Source organism: Mycobacterium sp. 360MFTsu5.1 (assembly GCF_000383495.1).
Lineage (GTDB): Bacteria > Actinomycetota > Actinomycetes > Mycobacteriales > Mycobacteriaceae > Mycobacterium > Mycobacterium mucogenicum_B.
Genome location: NZ_KB911462.1, coordinates 466,964 through 481,764 on the forward strand (window position 1 = coordinate 466,964; position 14,801 = coordinate 481,764).

Consider the following 14,801-nt stretch of genomic DNA (forward strand, 5'->3'; position numbering starts at 1 on the left):
TTTCGACAACGAGGCCGGAGGACTGCCCGACATGACTGATCAAGCGCCCCGTCGCGACCGCACCCATTGGCTGTACATCGCCGTGCTCGTCGCCGTCGTCGGCGGTGTGGCCGTCGGCCTCATCGCGCCCGGGGTGGGCAAGGACATCGCGGTCCTCGGCACCCTGTTCGTCAACCTGATCAAGATGATGATCACCCCGGTCATCTTCTGCACGATCGTCCTGGGCATCGGTTCGGTGCGCAAAGCCGCGACGGTCGGCAAGATCGGCGGCCTCTCGCTCGGCTACTTCCTCGCCATGTCGACGGTGGCGCTGGCGATCGGGCTGGTCGTCGGCAACCTGCTGAGCCCGGGATCGGGCCTGCACCTGTCGGCGCAGGCGACCGGTCAGGGCGCGAAACTGGCGCAGAAGGCGCACGAGGCCGGCGGCCTCATGGACTTCGTCTCGCACATCATCCCCGAGACGCTGCTGTCGGCGCTGACCAGCGGAAACGTGCTGCAGGCCCTGTTCATCGCCCTGCTCGTCGGCTTCGCCGTCCAGGCCATGGGTACGGCCGGTGAACCCATCCTGCGGGGCGTCCAGCACCTGCAGAAGCTGGTGTTCCGGGTGCTGATCATGATCCTGTGGCTGGCGCCGATCGGCGCGTTCGGTGCCATGGCCGGCGTCGTGGGCCAGACCGGCTGGCGCGCCGTCACCCAGCTGCTGACCCTGATGCTCGGGTTCTACGTGACCTGCGTCGTCTTCGTCTTCGGCGTGCTCGGGGTGCTGCTGTGGTCGGTGACCCGGATGTCGATCTTCCGGCTGGTCCGCTACCTGGCCCGCGAGTACCTGCTGATCTTCTCGACCTCGTCGTCGGAGTCGGCGCTGCCTCGGCTGATCGCCAAGATGGAGCACCTGGGTGTGGACCGCAGCACCGTCGGCGTCGTGGTGCCGACCGGCTACTCGTTCAACCTCGACGGGACCGCGATCTACCTGACGATGGCGGCGCTGTTCATCGCCGACGCCATGGGGCGGCCGATGGCGATCGGGGAGCAGTTGGCGCTGCTGGCCTTCATGATCGTCGCCTCCAAGGGTGCTGCCGGCGTCACGGGCGCGGGTCTGGCGACGCTGGCGGGTGGCCTGCAGAGCCACCGGCCGGACCTGCTGGACGGCGTCGGGCTGATCGTCGGCATCGACCGGTTCATGTCGGAGGCGCGGGCCGTCACCAACTTCTCGGGCAACGCCGTCGCCACGGTGCTGATCGGATCGTGGACCGGGACACTCGACCGGGCAAAGGCCGCAGCCGTATTGCACGGCGCCGATCCGTTCGATGAGCTGACGATGCTCGATTCGGGTGTCGAGCACCCGTCCGGCAACACCGGTGTGACGGCGCTCACATCATGAACAAAATGTGAATTCGTCGATAACAGCGAATCTCGGGGCCCGCTCAGGCGGGCCTCCGGGCTGTCGTGATCTTGATGGACGGAAGTGGAACCTGGGTTTTATCGTGCGGGTGAGACGGATGGGATTGTTTGCGTTCGTGTCGCGGTGTGATGTTTCGCTCACTTTGCCAGGGAATGCCAGGAAACGCTGCTTGGAAACCCTCAGGAATGAGGCGGACCTATGTTTGCTCAATTTGAATTCAGCCGTTGTTTACGCAGGTCGGGACGTCGATCACCATTGATAACAAGTGCATAACAATTCACAACATAAGTAACTCCTAAGAGCTTCTGATCAATTCGTGACGAGGCGTCGCTGAAGCCGTCCGGAATGTCGGTGGGGATCACTACACTTCTTGAAAGCAGCGCTCATCCGGGCGCACCCGGACGGGCAATCGACTACCGGCGCGTTGCCGCGCTGGCGGAGGTACCGAAGATCGTGGCAAATAATAACGCTCGTGCAAAAGCGAAGCGGGCCGGCGCCAAGGCGCTGCGCGGAACCATGGACATCGCGCAGGTTGGCCGCGGCACCATCGCCGACATCGCCGAGAGTGCGGGCCAGTTGGTTGCGACCAGCTACGCCGACAACATGGTGTCGCTGATCGAGCCGCGCAGCCGCAGCATCCGCGATATCGCCGTCGACGGCGAGCCGTTCGCGGTCGTCGCCACCGCCGACCGGGCGTACGTCGCCGTGTCCGGTGCCGAGTTCGACGGCGTCGCCGTCATCGACGTCGCCACCGGTGCCGAGCTGGCCGCCTACCCGCTGGCCTCGGGCGTGAGCGCCCTCGCCGTCAGCCCCGACGGCAAGCGGGTGTTCGCGGGCCGCGCCGGCGACACCTACATCGACGTCGCCGTCATCGACATCACCGCCGACCGCGTCGGCACCATCGAGATCGCCACCGGCGCCGCCATCAGCATCGACGCCCTCGCGGTCGACCACACCGGTCGCCGGCTCTACGTCGCCACCACCGATGAGGTGGGCAGCCAGCTGGTCGTCGTCGACACCGAGACCACCCGCATCCGCAACACCATCGTCATCGGTGCCCCGATCCGCAGCCTGGCGCTCGGCCCGGACAACACGGCCTACGTGCTGACCTCGGACCTGACCGCCCGCGGTGAGGTGCACGTCGTCGACCTGGCCGCCGGTCGCGTGACCGGCCGCTTCGCCGTCGGCGACGCCCCGACCCAGCTAGTGCTCGGCGCCGACGGCACCCGTGCCTACGTCGTCGACTACGACCGCGTCTCGGTGTTCTGCACCCAGACCAACACGGTCGTCGACACCATCGCGGCCGACGTTCAGCCGTCGTGCGTCACCGTCAGCCGTGACGGCTCGCGGCTGTACGTCGCGGACGTCGTCGGTGACGTCACCGCGGTCGCCGTCGAGGCCCCCAAGCCGCTGCTCTACTCGCAGTTCATGGCAACCAAGTCCGTCGCCATGAACGAGGTGCGCGCGCTGGAGCCCGCGACCGTCTAGTCATTCCACAGAAAACGCCCCCGCCGGCCGGCGGGGGCGTTTTTGGTATCCGGGGACTACTGCCTGCCCGTGCAGTCGAGTGACACCGAAATGGTCCTGCTGGTTTGCGGCAGCAGGATGGAATTGCTGTTGCGGCCCAGCCCGGGGCCGACCCACGGCACCAACTGCGTCGTCTGCTGTGGATTGCGCACACTGGTCACCGTGCACTCGGACACCGGCGCCGTCCCGAGCTTGTCGATCGTGACCACGTAGCCCTCGGATTGCAGCCGGTTGATCGTGTCCTGCGCCGATTCGGCCGCGGCCAATCCGGCCGGCGCCAGCATCGCGGCCACCCCGCCGACAGTCGCCGCGGCGAGCGTCCAATTCCTGCGCATGATTTTCTCCTGTCGTGCCAACGCTAATCATCCTCCTACCTGGCACGGTCGGCTAGCATCTCGACATCCCAGCGGCAGCAACCCAGAGGCGAAATTCACGATGCTCAGTACGATGCAGGACGCCCCGCTCACGATTACGACGATCATGCGGCATGCGACCGGTCAGAATTCCCGCCGAACCGTCACCACGGCGCTCGGCGGTGGGCAGTACCGCACCACGACCTACGGCGAAGTCGGCCGGCAGTCCGCGCAGCTGGCCAACGCGTTGCGCGGGCTCGGCATCACCGGCGACCAGCGGGTCGCCACATTCATGTGGAACAACGCCGAACACACGGTGGCCTACCTGGCCATTCCGTCGATGGGCGCGGTGCTGCACACCCTCAACATCCGGTTGTCGCCGGAGCAGATCGCCTACATCGCCAACGAGGCCGAGGACTCCGTCGTCATCGCCGATCTCTCGTTGACCGCCCAGCTCGCCCCGGTGCTGCCGCAGATGAACACGGTGCACACGGTGATCGCCATCGGCGCAGGGGATTTGGCGCCGCTCGAAGCCTCCGGAAAAACGGTACTGCGGTACGACGAATTGTTGGCCGCCCAGCCCGTCGACTTCGACTGGCCGGAGATCGACGAGCGGTCCGCGGCGGCGATGTGTTACACCAGCGGCACCACCGGGAATCCGAAAGGTGTTGTCTACAGCCATCGTTCGAGTTTTCTGCACGCCATGGCGACGTGTACCAGCAATGCGCTGGACGTCGGCAGCGACGACGTGGCGCTGCCCATCGTGCCGATGTTCCACGCCAACGCCTGGGGGCTGCCGTACGCCGCCCTGATGGCCGGTGCCGACCTGGTGATGCCGGACCGGTTCCTCGACGGCGCTTCCCTGATCGACCTCATCGAGACGCACCGCCCGACCATCGCCTGCGCCGTGCCGACGATCTGGAACGACGTGATGAACTGTCTGGAAAAGAACCCGGGCCATGACATCTCGTCGCTGCGGATCGTGGGCTGCGGCGGATCGGCGGTGCCGCAGTCGATGATGCGCATCTTCCAGGAGCGGTACGGCGTCCACATCCGCCAGGCCTGGGGGATGACCGAGACCTCGCCGCTGGCGACCACTGCCAAGCCGCTGCCGAACGTGTCCGAGGAGCAGTACTGGGCCTCCCGCGCGACCGCCGGCCGTCCGATGTGCGGTGTCGAGATTCGGATCGTCGACGACGCCGGCAGCCCGCTGCCGCACGACGGAGAAGCGGTCGGGGAGATCGAGATTCGCGGCCCGTGGATCACCGGCAGCTACTACCTGGGCTACGACGCGAGCAAGTTCGACAGCGGCTGGCTGCGTACCGGCGATGTCGGACGCATCGACGACTGCGGGTTCGTCACGCTCACCGACCGGGCCAAGGATGTCATCAAGTCCGGCGGTGAATGGATTTCCTCGGTCGAGTTGGAGAACCACCTGATCGCGCACCCCGCGGTGCTGGAAGCCGCCGTGGTCGCGGTGCCCGACGATCGCTGGCAGGAACGGCCTTTGGTTGCTGTCGTGCTGCACGAGGGCGCCTCGGCGACACCTGATGAACTTCGAGAGTTCCTGGCGGACAAGGTGGTTCGCTGGTGGCTGCCCGAGCGGTGGACGTTCATCGACCAGGTGCCGCGCACCAGCGTCGGCAAGTACGACAAGAAGACCATCCGTGCCCGGTACGCCGACGGCGCGTACGACGTCGTCACCATCTAGTTCTCTCGCGAGCTAGGCACGCACCGCGAGGGTCGACATCAGGTCGGCGAGGCGGTCCGGGCGGTCGAGCATCGAGAATGTCCGTGCGCCGTCGATGATTTCGAGGCGGGAGTTCGGGATGATCTTCGCCAGCTTCTCGCCGTCGCCGACTTCGAAGAACACGTCGTCGGCCGACCACGCGATGAGCGTCGGCTTGTCGAATTCGTGCAGCCGTGCTGCGACGCCGGTGGTGACCTCGGTGCGCAGGGAGCTGGTGAACACTCGAAGGTCCTCGGCGACAGCAGGTTTGGACTGCGTGTTGTGCACCCACTCCCGGGTCAGGGCGTCGAGGTCGGTGTACGCGAGTCCGTCATAGGCGCGCTTGCGGACCAATGGGATCCGGAACACCTGCGAGCCCGCCCGGAATACTGCCTTGGAGCGCGACGCCAGGATCAGCGGCTTGAGGATCGGTGGCGGAAAGTGTTCGAACGCATCGCAACTCGTCAGCACCATGGCGCCGATGCGCTCCGGGTGGTGGACCGCGACCAGCTGCGTGACCACGCCGCCGGTGTCGTTGCCGACGATGACGACGTCGTCGAGGTCCAATGCGGCCAGGGTGTCGGCGACGATGCGCGCGACGCCGTGGATGCTCCGGTCGGCACCCGGGCGCAGCGCTTCGGGATGTGCGCCCAGCGGCCAGGTCGGGGCGATGCACCGCAGGCCGCGTTCGGCAAGGCGCGCGGCGACCCCGCGCCACAGCTGGCCACCCATCATGTATCCGTGCACGAAGACGACGGGCCTGCCGTCCTTCGGTCCGAATTCCTCGAAATGGATGGTTCCGGCGTTAATCTCGATGATCGACATGGATCACTCCTAGCTCGACACTCATTTACAAACAGGCTGTCCGCAACTTACCAACAGGGTGTATGGAAAACAAGAGGCGTACTCAGGAGGAGCGCTCCGCGGCTACCCGCGAAGCGTTGATCGTCGCCGCGCGGCGACTGTGGGGCGAGCGAGGTTATGCCGAGGTGGGCACGCCGGAGATCGCGACGACGGCCGGGGTCACCCGGGGCGCGATGTACCACCAGTTCGCCGACAAGGCAGCGCTTTTCCTGGCTGTGGTGGAAGTGGTGGAGCAAGATGTGATGGCCCGGATGGGGGCCATGGTGGCGGCATCGGGGGCGACGTCCCCGGCCGATGCGATTCGCGCCGCGGTCGACGCCTGGCTGGAAGTCTCCGGCGACCCGGAGGTGCGTCAGCTGGTCCTGCTCGACGCCCCGAGCGTCCTCGGCTGGGCAGGCTTCCGTGACGTCGCCCAGCGCTACAGCCTGGGTATGACGGAGCAGTTGCTCAGCGAGGCCATGAAGGCCGGCCAGCTGGCCCGGCAGCCCGTGCGGGCGCTGGCGCACGTGCTCATCGGGGCCCTCGACGAGGCGGCCATGCTCATCGCCACCGCGGACGACCCGAAGAAGACCCGCCGCGAGACCCGCCAGGTGCTGCGCCGCCTCGTCGATGCCATGTTCGACGGCTGATTACTTCCGCGAGCAGACGCAAAACTGTCGTTTTCGAAGCGAAAACGACAGTTTTACGTCTGCTCGCAAGTGGGAGGTGACTAGCGCTCGGCGCGCTGGTAGGCCGTCACGACGGCGGCGCCGCCCAGGCCGATGTTGTGCTGCAACGCGGCGGTGACGCCGTCGACCTGGCGCTTGTCGGCGGTGCCGCGCAGCTGCCACGTCAGCTCCGAGCACTGGGCCAGGCCCGTCGCGCCCAGCGGGTGACCCTTGGAGATCAGGCCGCCCGACGGGTTGACGACCCAGCGGCCGCCGTAGGTGGTGTCGTTGTTGTCGATCAGCTGCGGGGCCTCGCCCTCGCCGCACAGTCCCAGGGCTTCGTACAGCAGGAGCTCGTTGGCGGAGAAGCAGTCGTGCAGCTCGATGACCTGGAAGTCCTCGGGGCCGAGGCCCGACTGGTCGTAAACCTTCTGGGCTGCTTGGACATTCATGTCGTAGCCGATGATGTTGGCGGCGCTGCCGTCGAACGTCGAGGCGAAGTCGGTCGTCATGGCCTGGCCGACGATCTCGACGGCCTGCGACGCCAGGCCGTGCTTGTCGACGAACGCCTCGCTGGCGAGGATCGCCGCGCCCGACCCGTCGGAGGTGGGCGAGCACTGCAGCTTGGTCAGCGGGTCGGAGATCATCTTGGCGGCCAGGATGTCGTCGAGTGTGTACTCGTCCTGGAACTGTGCGTACGGGTTGTTGACCGAATGCTTGTGGTTCTTGTAGCCGATCTTGGCGAAGTGCTCGGCGGTGGTGCCGTACTTCTTCATGTGCTCACGGCCGGCCGCACCGAACATCCACGGCGCGACGGGGAAGGCGAACTCGTCGATCTCGGCCAGGGCCTTGACGTGCCGGCCCAGCGGCGATTCGCGGTCCTGCGCACCCGCCTGGAGCGAACCCGGCTGCATCTTCTCGAAGCCCAGCGCGATGGTGCAGTCGGCGAGGCCGCCGCGGATCGCCTGTGCGGCAAGGAAAAGCGCCGTCGACCCTGTCGAACAGTTGTTGTTGACGTTGACGATCGGGATGCCCGTCATGCCCAGCTCGTACAGGGCGCGCTGGCCGGAGGTCGAGTCGCCCGAGCAGTAGCCGACGTAGCCCTGCTCCACCTGGTCGTAGGAGATGCCGGCATCGGCGAGCGCCTTGTTGCCGGACTCGTTGGCCATCTGCGGGTAGTCCCAGCCCTCGCGGCTGCCGGGCTTCTCGAATTTGGTCATGCCGACGCCGACGACGAACACGCGATTCTTGGCCATGGGTTTCCTTTCGTTACTACCTGTAGTTCAGTCACGCCCGGCGGTTTTAGTCAAGACCCCAAAGGTCTGGTCTCCGACGCCGAGCCGGTGGTATACAACCTAGAACGTGTTCTAGTTCTGGCGGTGCTCGGGAGGGTTCATGGCGTTGCGGGTCGTGCAGTGGGCAACCGGCGGGGTCGGCGTCGCCGCGATCAAAGGCGTGCTGGAACATCCGGAACTGGAACTCGTCGGTTGTTGGGTGCATTCGGAAGCCAAGAACGGCAAGGATGTTGGCGAGATCATCGGCGTCGGGCCGCTGGGCGTCACCGCGACCAACAACATCGACGACATCCTGGCACTCGAGGCCGACGCCGTCATCTACGCGCCGCTGATGGCCAACCCCGACGAGGTCGCGGCGCTGCTGCGGTCCGGCAAGAACGTGGTGACGCCGGTCGGGTGGGTGTATCCGAGCGAGAAGCAGGGCGCGCCGGTGCGGGAGGCCGCGCTGGCCGGTGGCGCCACGCTGCACGGCACCGGCATCGCTCCCGGCGGCATCAGCGAGAAGTTCCCGCTGCTGTTCTCGGTGATGTCCACCGGCGTGACTTTCGTTCGCGCCGAAGAGTTCTCGGACCTGCGCACCTATGAGGCGCCCGACGTGCTGCGGCACGTCATGGGGTTCGGTGAGACCCCGGACAAGGCGCTGACCGGTCCGATGCAGAAGCTGCTCGACAGCGGCTTCATCCAGGCCGTCCGGATGTGCGTCGACGAGTTCGGCTTCAACGCCGATCCGAAGATCGTTGCGCGTCAAGAGGTTGCGGTGGCGACTGCGCCGATCGACTCGCCGCTGGGGCCCATCCAGCCCGGCCAGGTGGCCGCGCGCAAGTTCCACTGGGAGGCGGTCGTCGGCGACGAGGTCGTCGTGCGCGTCACCGTCAACTGGTTCATGGGTGAGGAAAACTTCGACCCCGCATGGGATTTCGGCCCCGAAGGCCAACGCTACGAGATGGAGGTCAAGGGAAATCCGGACTTCACCGTGTCGATCAAGGGCTTTCAGGGACTGGTCGGAGAGGACGGCCCCGAACCCGGCGTCGTCGGCACCGCCGCCCACTGCGTCAACTCCGTGCCCGCGGTGTGTGCCGCGGAACCGGGTATCGCCACCTATCTGGACCTGCCGCTCTTCAGCGCGAAAGCGGCGCCGCGACTGAGGTGAGCGCGACGTTTTTGCCCGCCCGCAGCGGCGTGTCGGCGTACAAACGCGCGCGCTCGCGGGAAGTTGGCAGGGGCTCGCGGGAGTAGGGGGGCTGGGGAGTGGGCTAGGGCTGGATGAGGATCCGGATCGGATTGCCTTCGGCCCGATCGAGTTTCGCGATGCCTTCGGCGACGTCCTCGAGCGGCACGATCTCGCTGATCGACCGGGTGAGGTCCAGGCGGCCGCGGGACACCAGCGTGGCCAGCGTGCCGATGTCGGCGTTCTGATAACCCAGGTGCCCGCGCACCTGCTTCTTGGTCAGGTTGAAGAACGACGTCGGGCCGATCGACGGGGCATCGGCGCTCATCCCGACGCCGACGAACCGTCCGCCCACGGTCAGCGCCGCCAGCGCCTGATCGAACGTCGACCCCTTGCCGACCGCGTCGAACGCGACGTCGAGCATCCGGCCGCCGGTGGCCGCACCGATCTGGGCCAACAGCTCCGGGTCGCGGGCGTCGAAGGCGTAGTCCGCGCCGACCTCCAGCGCGCGCTCCAACACCGCCGGATTGACGTCGACCGCGACGATCGGCGCCGCCCCGACCAACCGGGCCAACTGCACGATGTGTGTGCCGAGCCCACCCACGCCCCACACGCCGACGGACTCGCCGATACCCACCTGGCCGGTCCGCACGACGGCGCCGAACGGCGTCGATACCGCGTCGGCCAGGATCGCGGCCTGCTCCAGCGGCACGTTGTCGGGGACGCGCGTCAGCCCGAACGCCTGCGCGACGGTGTATTCGGCCCAGCCCCCGTCGTACGCGAACGCCATGAGCCGGATCCGCAGACAGTTGGACATGTCGCCGCGAAGACAGTTCACGCAGTCCATGCACGGCTTGCCGGCCGCGACGACGACGCGGTCGCCCTCGGCCCAGCCGGTGACGCCCGGTCCCAGCTTGGCGATGGTGCCCGACGTTTCGTGGCCCTGCGTCACCACCGGCAGCTGCGACGGGAACGTGCCGTTGATCAGGCTCAGGTCGGAGTGGCAGATGCCGCAGTAGGCGACCTTGACCAGCACCTCGCCGGGGCCCGGTTCCGGAATCGGAACATCTTCCACCACAACCTTTTTGGTGTCGGCATAGAACCGTTGGGCCCGCATCGTTGAGGTCATGACACTCCAGTGGTCAGCATCGATGGTTACGATCGCCATCATGGCGCAGGCATTGGTGGTCGAGCAATCACGAATAGTCCCCGTCGCGGTGGCCGACGCATTCAGCGGCACCGCACCGATCCCGTTGAACGAGCTGTTCTGTCGTTGGTACGGACCGATCCCGCCGATCAAGGCCGTGCGCAACCAGACCGGTCTCTGGGACGCGGTGGGGCAGACCCGGACGATCCTGTTGACCGGTGGCGGCAGCATGGCCGAGACCCTGACCTCGTACGACGAGCCGGACTCGTTCGGCTACACGCTGTCCGACATCAACGGACCGCTGGCGCCACTGGTGGGCGGCGTGCAAGGAATGTGGCTGTTCCAGGACGTCTCAGGTGGGCAGAATCCCCGCACCAAGATCACCTGGCGGTGGACTCTGCACCCACGCAGCTCGCTGACCGCTCCGCTGCTGCCGGTGTTCGGCAAGCTGTGGAAGGGCTACGCGGGCCGATCGCTGGAGCATCTTTCTGACCTCCTGGTGGGATGACGGTCCCACGGCGCACGCCGAATCCTGTTAGATGAACTAATGGCTAAGCGTGCGCTCGTTCTGGCTGGTGGCGGCATCGCCGGCATCGCATGGGAGACCGGCATCCTGCAGGGAATCGCCGACGAGGCCCCCGAGATCGCCGCGGCGATCCGGAATTCGGATGTGGTGCTGGGCACATCGGCGGGCTCGGCGGTCGGTGCTCAGCTGGGCAGCGCGCTGAGCATTGCTGAGCTGTTCGAGCGCCAGGTCGCCGCCGAATCGGCGGAGATCAGTCCGGGCATCAACATCGAGGCCGTCCTGACCACGTTCATCGACGCGATGTCGTCGACCAACGGCAGCCGGGCCGAACAGTTGCAGGGCCTCGGGGCAGCCGCGGCCGCCGCCGAGACCGTCAGCCCGGCCGTCCGTCGCAACGTCATCGAACGCCGGTTGCCGTCGCACGAGTGGCCCGACCATGACCTGCGCATCACCGGCGTCGACATCGACACCGGCGAGCTGGTGGTGTTCACGCGGGAATCGGGGGTGTCCCTCGTCGACGCCGTCGAGGCCAGCTGCGCGGTACCGGCCGCCTGGCCGGTGGTGACCATCGGCGGCCGCCGGTACATGGACGGCGGCATGGGCAGCAGCGTCAACATGATCGCGGTCAAGGACTGTGACACCGCCGTCGTGCTGGTGCCGGCTCCGTCGGACTCGCCGTCACCGTTCGGTGCGGGCCCCGGCGCGGACGTCAGGAGTTTTGCCGGCAGCGCCTTCGGCATCTACGCCGACGACCAGTCCCTCGCCGCCTTCGGCGTCGACCCGCTGGATCCGGCCTGTCGAATCCCGTCGGCGCAGGCCGGCCGGGCGCAGGGTCGAAAGGTGGCGGCGGAGGTCGCCGCGTTCCTGACCTAGTCCGCGAGGTCGAGGGAATCGAGTGCGGCGCAAGCCAATTCGTGCCCGATCTCGATGACCTCGGAGGCGCGGTAGAACTCCAGGCTGCGACACACCGTGCGTGGCACCTCGATCAACAGATCGGGTGGATAGGCCGCCAGGGTGTGTCGCATCAGTGCCGCCTGCGAGATTTCGATGGTGCGGTTCATGACCTCGAAGCCGCCGAGCCGCGGCACGTGCGTGTCTTCTTCGGTCTCGACCTCGGACTCGGTGGCGGCGTCGATGCCGTCGACCGCGTTGCTGAAGCGGCTCAGCACCGATCGTGCTGTGGGACCGTCGAGCAGGGTGCTCGCCGCGGCCCGGTCGATCAGTGACGTCGTGCTGCGTCGCATGCGGTTCAACAGCTCCGCGGTGGGACGCGGGGAGTCCGGCGTGGGATTCGGGTCGCTGGCGTTGAGGCTGACCGCGATGGTCAGGTCGGCGTTGACGGCCGCGAGCGGTGCCATGGGCAGGGGGTCCAGGATGCCGCCGTCGGCCAGTAGCCGGCCGTCGAGCAGATAGGGCGCGATGACGCCGGGGATGGCGATGGAGGCGCGGATGGCCGCGTCGATCGGGCCGCGCTGCAGCCAGACCGATTTGCCGGCGATCAGGTCGGTCGAGACGGCGGTGTAGGGGATCGGCAGGCTCTCGATGGTCCGCGGGCCGATGATCTCGCGGACGGCCGCCAGGATTTTCTCGGCGCGGAGCACACCGGCGGCGGTCAGGGATGGATCGAGGAGGCGGAGGACCGCGCTCTGCGTGAGAGCGCTGGCCCAGGAGGTGAATTCGTCGAGTTTGTCGGCGGCCTGCAGCGCGCCGACGAGGGCGCCCATTGAGGAACCGGAGATGCCGACGACGTCGAATCCGCGCTCGCGGAGCGCGTCGAGGACGCCGATGTGTGCGTAACCCCGGGCGCCACCGCTACCAAGGACCAGTGCGACCCGCATGGGCCTATTTTGGCGTGCGGATCAGACGGCGGCGAGACGAGGCCGCGTCAGCAGCGGATGCGCGAGAAGAACGCCGCCGAGATGAGCCCGATGATCAGAGCCACCTGCGGCTGTCCGCTGCTCATGGCGAAGAGGATGCCGCTGACGGCTGCTACTGCGATGAGCAGCAGGAGGATGCCCATGAAGAGCACTCGGCGCCCGTTGACCGCGCCACTGTGGACCCGGGCGACCGGTACGTGCTGAGGAGCAACCATTGAGCTCATCCCTTCGACAATGAGTGAGACACCCCATAGTGTGCACCATTGTGTGAGTCAAAGCACAATTACTGACCAGTAGTTGGGAAATGCGCCGCATTCGTTAGCTGATCTCATTGCTTTCGCGGCGTTTTGCCTGGTCGGCGGGCAAATTTGTTAGATGTGCTTTGTGTTCTGGGAATGGCGTAAGGGCCCGATTTTTGAGTCGCAAGAGGCTGCAAATTAATTCGTTGAACTAATCTAATTAGTTTGCGCGTGCAAGCGGTGGCTCTGCATCGCGAGCGTGCGTTCAGACCGCGGAATCGGCCGGTTCGACGGTCTGTGTGCACATTCGCGGCACGGAAAAGCTGACGTGCGTCAGTTGACGCAGGGGAGTCCGTCGTTGGCGCGCACCGGCGGCCCGGATTCCGGGGTCGGCAGCGTGGTGTCGTAGTTGGACGACTTGGCCGCGGCCAGGGACACGCTGTCCAGGGTGTCGGGCACCTGATAGCCCGGTCCCAGCGTGACGTGGATACGGCCGGCAGGCACCGACGGATCGGCGCGGACGGCGTCGATGCCCAGCAGTTCGGCCAGGTGCTTGGCTTCGGCATCGGTACCGGCGCCGAAGTCGACGGCCGTCGAACTGAGCTCGCCGTCCTGCGAGCTACGGGTCTGGCCCATGGAGTACTCGAGATCGCCCAGGATCTCCGACATCTGCCGGCCCAGACCCATCACGTCGGAACCGTTGATGACGTCGATGACGGCGGTCTTGGCGTTCTTCGACGTCGTACCGGTGCTGTCGGCGGCCTTGTCCAGCGTGGACGGCTCGGTCGACGTGCTGGGTGTGGACGTCGGTGCGCCTGCCGGCGGCTTGAGGCCGAAGGCCTTGGCGACCTCGACCTTGATGGCCATGGGGTCGACGATGTTCACGTCCTGGCCGTCGATGTTGTCGTAGCGCACGACGGGCAGCGTCCGGTACTGGACGTTCGCGCCGCCGGCGATCTCGCCCATGCGCTTGAACTGCTCCTGGCCCCAGCCGGCCGACAGCACGACGTCCTTCTGTGCGACGCCGATCAGCTGGTTCAGCTTGCCGAGGTCGCTGAACGAGCCGTCCTTCTGCAGCTGGTGCATCACCGAGATCAGGAAGGCCTGCTGGCGGTGGGTCCGGTCCAGGTCGCCGTTGTCCAAGCCGTGGCGCTGCCGGACGAAGGCGACGACCTGGGAGGCGTCGAGCATCTGGCGGCCGGCCGGGAAATCGGCGCCCGAGTAGTCGTCGTACACGGGGTGGTTCAGGCAGATCTCGACGCCGCCGAGGCTCTCGGCGATGTCATAGAAGCCGGCGAGGTTGACCTCGGCGAAGTAGTCGATGGGCGCGCCGGTCAGATTGCGGACCGCGGCCAGGGTGGCGGCGCGCCCGGCCTCGCGGCTCTTGCGCTCCAGCTCGGCCTGGTCGGTGACGCCCTTGTCCATCAGGTGCTGCATGGCGTTGGCCTTGGTCAGGCCGTACGCCTCTTTGATCTTGATGTGGTCGTATCCGGGGATGCCGGTGACCCGCACGTAGTCGTCACGCGGGATCGAGAACGCGACCACATGGTTGTCGGCGGTGATGTGCGCCAGGATCAGCGTGTTGGTGTTGTAGCCGCCGTTGTCCGAATCCCCGGCGTGCAGCTTGTCGAGCAGCGCCTGCGGCAGGTCGTTGCCCTGCTGGTCTTTGCGCGAGTCCAGGCCGATCAGCAGGATGTTCATCGCCCCGCCGGTGGACTTCGGTGCGTCCGCCCCGAGCGCGTCGCTGACCGTGATGCCGTGCAGTGCCCCGCGCACCGTCCACCAGCCCAGACCGGTCGTCGCCACCGCCACCGCGGTGACCAGCGTGAGCACCACGCGCCCGACGGTGTCCCAACCCACGCGGGTGCTGAGCAGGCTTTGCAGCCGGCTCCGGCGGTGCCGGGCTGGAAGACGGTGGCGCGCGGAATCGCTGCGCTGGAAATCGGAGGTGCTCAGATGCGACCTCGAGGGGATGCGGTCGTGGCGTTCATCTCGGCGGGCCTCGCGGGTACGTGAGGACCGCCGGT

At 66.9% G+C, this 14,801-nt stretch carries 14 protein-coding genes; 7 read left to right on the forward strand and 7 right to left on the reverse strand.

Annotated features, from left to right (window positions below):
• Window positions 1–31 precede the first annotated feature (31 nt).
• Window positions 32–1,381: a C4-dicarboxylate transporter DctA gene (locus tag H289_RS0102415; RefSeq protein ID WP_020099161.1), complete on the forward strand. Its 1,350-nt coding sequence runs from the start codon at window positions 32–34 to the stop codon at window positions 1,379–1,381.
• Window positions 1,382–1,855: 474 nt separating this feature from the next.
• Complete coding sequence (locus H289_RS0102420) at window positions 1,856–2,890, forward strand: MmpL3/TtfA transport complex stabilizer (protein WP_029104704.1); 1,035 nt, start codon at window positions 1,856–1,858, stop codon at window positions 2,888–2,890.
• Between the two features lie 56 nt (window positions 2,891–2,946).
• Here H289_RS0102420 and H289_RS0102425 read toward each other — a convergent pair whose 3' ends face one another.
• Window positions 2,947–3,264, reverse strand: a complete 318-nt coding sequence (locus H289_RS0102425) for a hypothetical protein (protein WP_029104705.1) — start codon at window positions 3,262–3,264, stop codon at window positions 2,947–2,949.
• A gap of 100 nt (window positions 3,265–3,364) precedes the next feature.
• On the opposite strand from H289_RS0102425, the gene H289_RS0102430 reads away from it, so the two are divergent.
• Window positions 3,365–4,993, forward strand: a complete 1,629-nt coding sequence (locus H289_RS0102430) for a fatty acid--CoA ligase (protein ID WP_020099164.1) — start codon at window positions 3,365–3,367, stop codon at window positions 4,991–4,993.
• Between the two features lie 12 nt (window positions 4,994–5,005).
• Here the strand turns inward: H289_RS0102430 and H289_RS0102435 are convergent, their stop codons facing one another.
• Window positions 5,006–5,836, reverse strand: a complete 831-nt coding sequence (locus tag H289_RS0102435) for an alpha/beta fold hydrolase (RefSeq protein ID WP_020099165.1) — start codon at window positions 5,834–5,836, stop codon at window positions 5,006–5,008.
• A 62-nt stretch (window positions 5,837–5,898) separates the two neighbouring features.
• Here H289_RS0102435 and H289_RS0102440 point away from each other — a divergent pair, with 62 nt between their 5' ends.
• Entirely contained in the window at window positions 5,899–6,504 is a 606-nt protein-coding gene (locus H289_RS0102440) for a TetR/AcrR family transcriptional regulator (RefSeq protein ID WP_020099166.1), read from the forward strand.
• 80 nt (window positions 6,505–6,584) lie between these two features.
• Here the strand turns inward: H289_RS0102440 and H289_RS0102445 are convergent, their stop codons facing one another.
• Window positions 6,585–7,778, reverse strand: a complete 1,194-nt coding sequence (locus H289_RS0102445; RefSeq protein WP_020099167.1) for a lipid-transfer protein — start codon at window positions 7,776–7,778, stop codon at window positions 6,585–6,587.
• 139 nt (window positions 7,779–7,917) lie between these two features.
• Here H289_RS0102445 and H289_RS0102450 point away from each other — a divergent pair, with 139 nt between their 5' ends.
• Window positions 7,918–8,967, forward strand: a complete 1,050-nt coding sequence (locus H289_RS0102450) for an NAD(P)H-dependent amine dehydrogenase family protein (RefSeq protein ID WP_020099168.1) — start codon at window positions 7,918–7,920, stop codon at window positions 8,965–8,967.
• 103 nt (window positions 8,968–9,070) lie between these two features.
• On the opposite strand, the gene H289_RS0102455 is transcribed toward H289_RS0102450, so the two are convergent.
• Window positions 9,071–10,114, reverse strand: coding sequence for a zinc-binding dehydrogenase (locus tag H289_RS0102455; RefSeq protein ID WP_029104706.1), 1,044 nt, complete (start codon window positions 10,112–10,114; stop codon window positions 9,071–9,073).
• A 40-nt stretch (window positions 10,115–10,154) separates the two neighbouring features.
• Between H289_RS0102455 and H289_RS0102460 the strand changes: the two genes are divergently transcribed.
• Together H289_RS0102460 and H289_RS0102465 are read left to right on the forward strand one after the other, a co-directional pair.
• Window positions 10,155–10,640: an SRPBCC family protein gene (locus tag H289_RS0102460; protein WP_020099170.1), complete on the forward strand. Its 486-nt coding sequence runs from the start codon at window positions 10,155–10,157 to the stop codon at window positions 10,638–10,640.
• Between the two features lie 39 nt (window positions 10,641–10,679).
• A complete protein-coding gene (locus H289_RS0102465; protein ID WP_020099171.1) occupies window positions 10,680–11,531 on the forward strand; it encodes a patatin-like phospholipase family protein in 852 nt (283 codons plus the stop codon).
• On the opposite strand, the gene H289_RS0102470 is transcribed toward H289_RS0102465, so the two are convergent.
• The 3 genes from H289_RS0102470 to H289_RS0102480 form a co-directional block, all read right to left on the reverse strand.
• A complete protein-coding gene (locus tag H289_RS0102470; RefSeq protein ID WP_020099172.1) occupies window positions 11,528–12,496 on the reverse strand; it encodes a patatin-like phospholipase family protein in 969 nt (322 codons plus the stop codon). The two genes, H289_RS0102465 and H289_RS0102470, sit on opposite strands and share 4 nt — an antisense overlap.
• A gap of 47 nt (window positions 12,497–12,543) precedes the next feature.
• Window positions 12,544–12,759, reverse strand: coding sequence for a hypothetical protein (locus tag H289_RS29515; protein ID WP_020099173.1), 216 nt, complete (start codon window positions 12,757–12,759; stop codon window positions 12,544–12,546).
• Between the two features lie 348 nt (window positions 12,760–13,107).
• On the reverse strand, window positions 13,108–14,730 hold the full coding sequence (locus tag H289_RS0102480; protein ID WP_029104708.1) for an LCP family protein: 1,623 nt from the start codon (window positions 14,728–14,730) through the stop codon (window positions 13,108–13,110).
• Window positions 14,731–14,801 lie beyond the last annotated feature (71 nt).

Bases quoted from the DNA above. Each gene is read 5' to 3' on its own strand.
- H289_RS0102415 (WP_020099161.1), top strand. From the start codon at position 32: ATGACTGATCAAGCGCCCCGTCGCGACCGCACCCATTGGCTGTACATC.
- H289_RS0102445 (WP_020099167.1), bottom strand. From the start codon at position 7,778: ATGGCCAAGAATCGCGTGTTCGTCGTCGGCGTCGGCATGACCAAATTC.
- H289_RS0102455 (WP_029104706.1), bottom strand. From the start codon at position 10,114: ATGACCTCAACGATGCGGGCCCAACGGTTCTATGCCGACACCAAAAAG.
- H289_RS0102425 (WP_029104705.1), bottom strand. From the start codon at position 3,264: ATGCGCAGGAATTGGACGCTCGCCGCGGCGACTGTCGGCGGGGTGGCC.
- H289_RS0102430 (WP_020099164.1), top strand. From the start codon at position 3,365: ATGCTCAGTACGATGCAGGACGCCCCGCTCACGATTACGACGATCATG.
- H289_RS0102460 (WP_020099170.1), top strand. From the start codon at position 10,155: ATGGCGCAGGCATTGGTGGTCGAGCAATCACGAATAGTCCCCGTCGCG.
- H289_RS0102450 (WP_020099168.1), top strand. From the start codon at position 7,918: ATGGCGTTGCGGGTCGTGCAGTGGGCAACCGGCGGGGTCGGCGTCGCC.
- H289_RS0102440 (WP_020099166.1), top strand. From the start codon at position 5,899: ATGGAAAACAAGAGGCGTACTCAGGAGGAGCGCTCCGCGGCTACCCGC.
- H289_RS0102470 (WP_020099172.1), bottom strand. From the start codon at position 12,496: ATGCGGGTCGCACTGGTCCTTGGTAGCGGTGGCGCCCGGGGTTACGCA.
- H289_RS0102465 (WP_020099171.1), top strand. From the start codon at position 10,680: ATGGCTAAGCGTGCGCTCGTTCTGGCTGGTGGCGGCATCGCCGGCATC.
- H289_RS29515 (WP_020099173.1), bottom strand. From the start codon at position 12,759: ATGAGCTCAATGGTTGCTCCTCAGCACGTACCGGTCGCCCGGGTCCAC.
- H289_RS0102435 (WP_020099165.1), bottom strand. From the start codon at position 5,836: ATGTCGATCATCGAGATTAACGCCGGAACCATCCATTTCGAGGAATTC.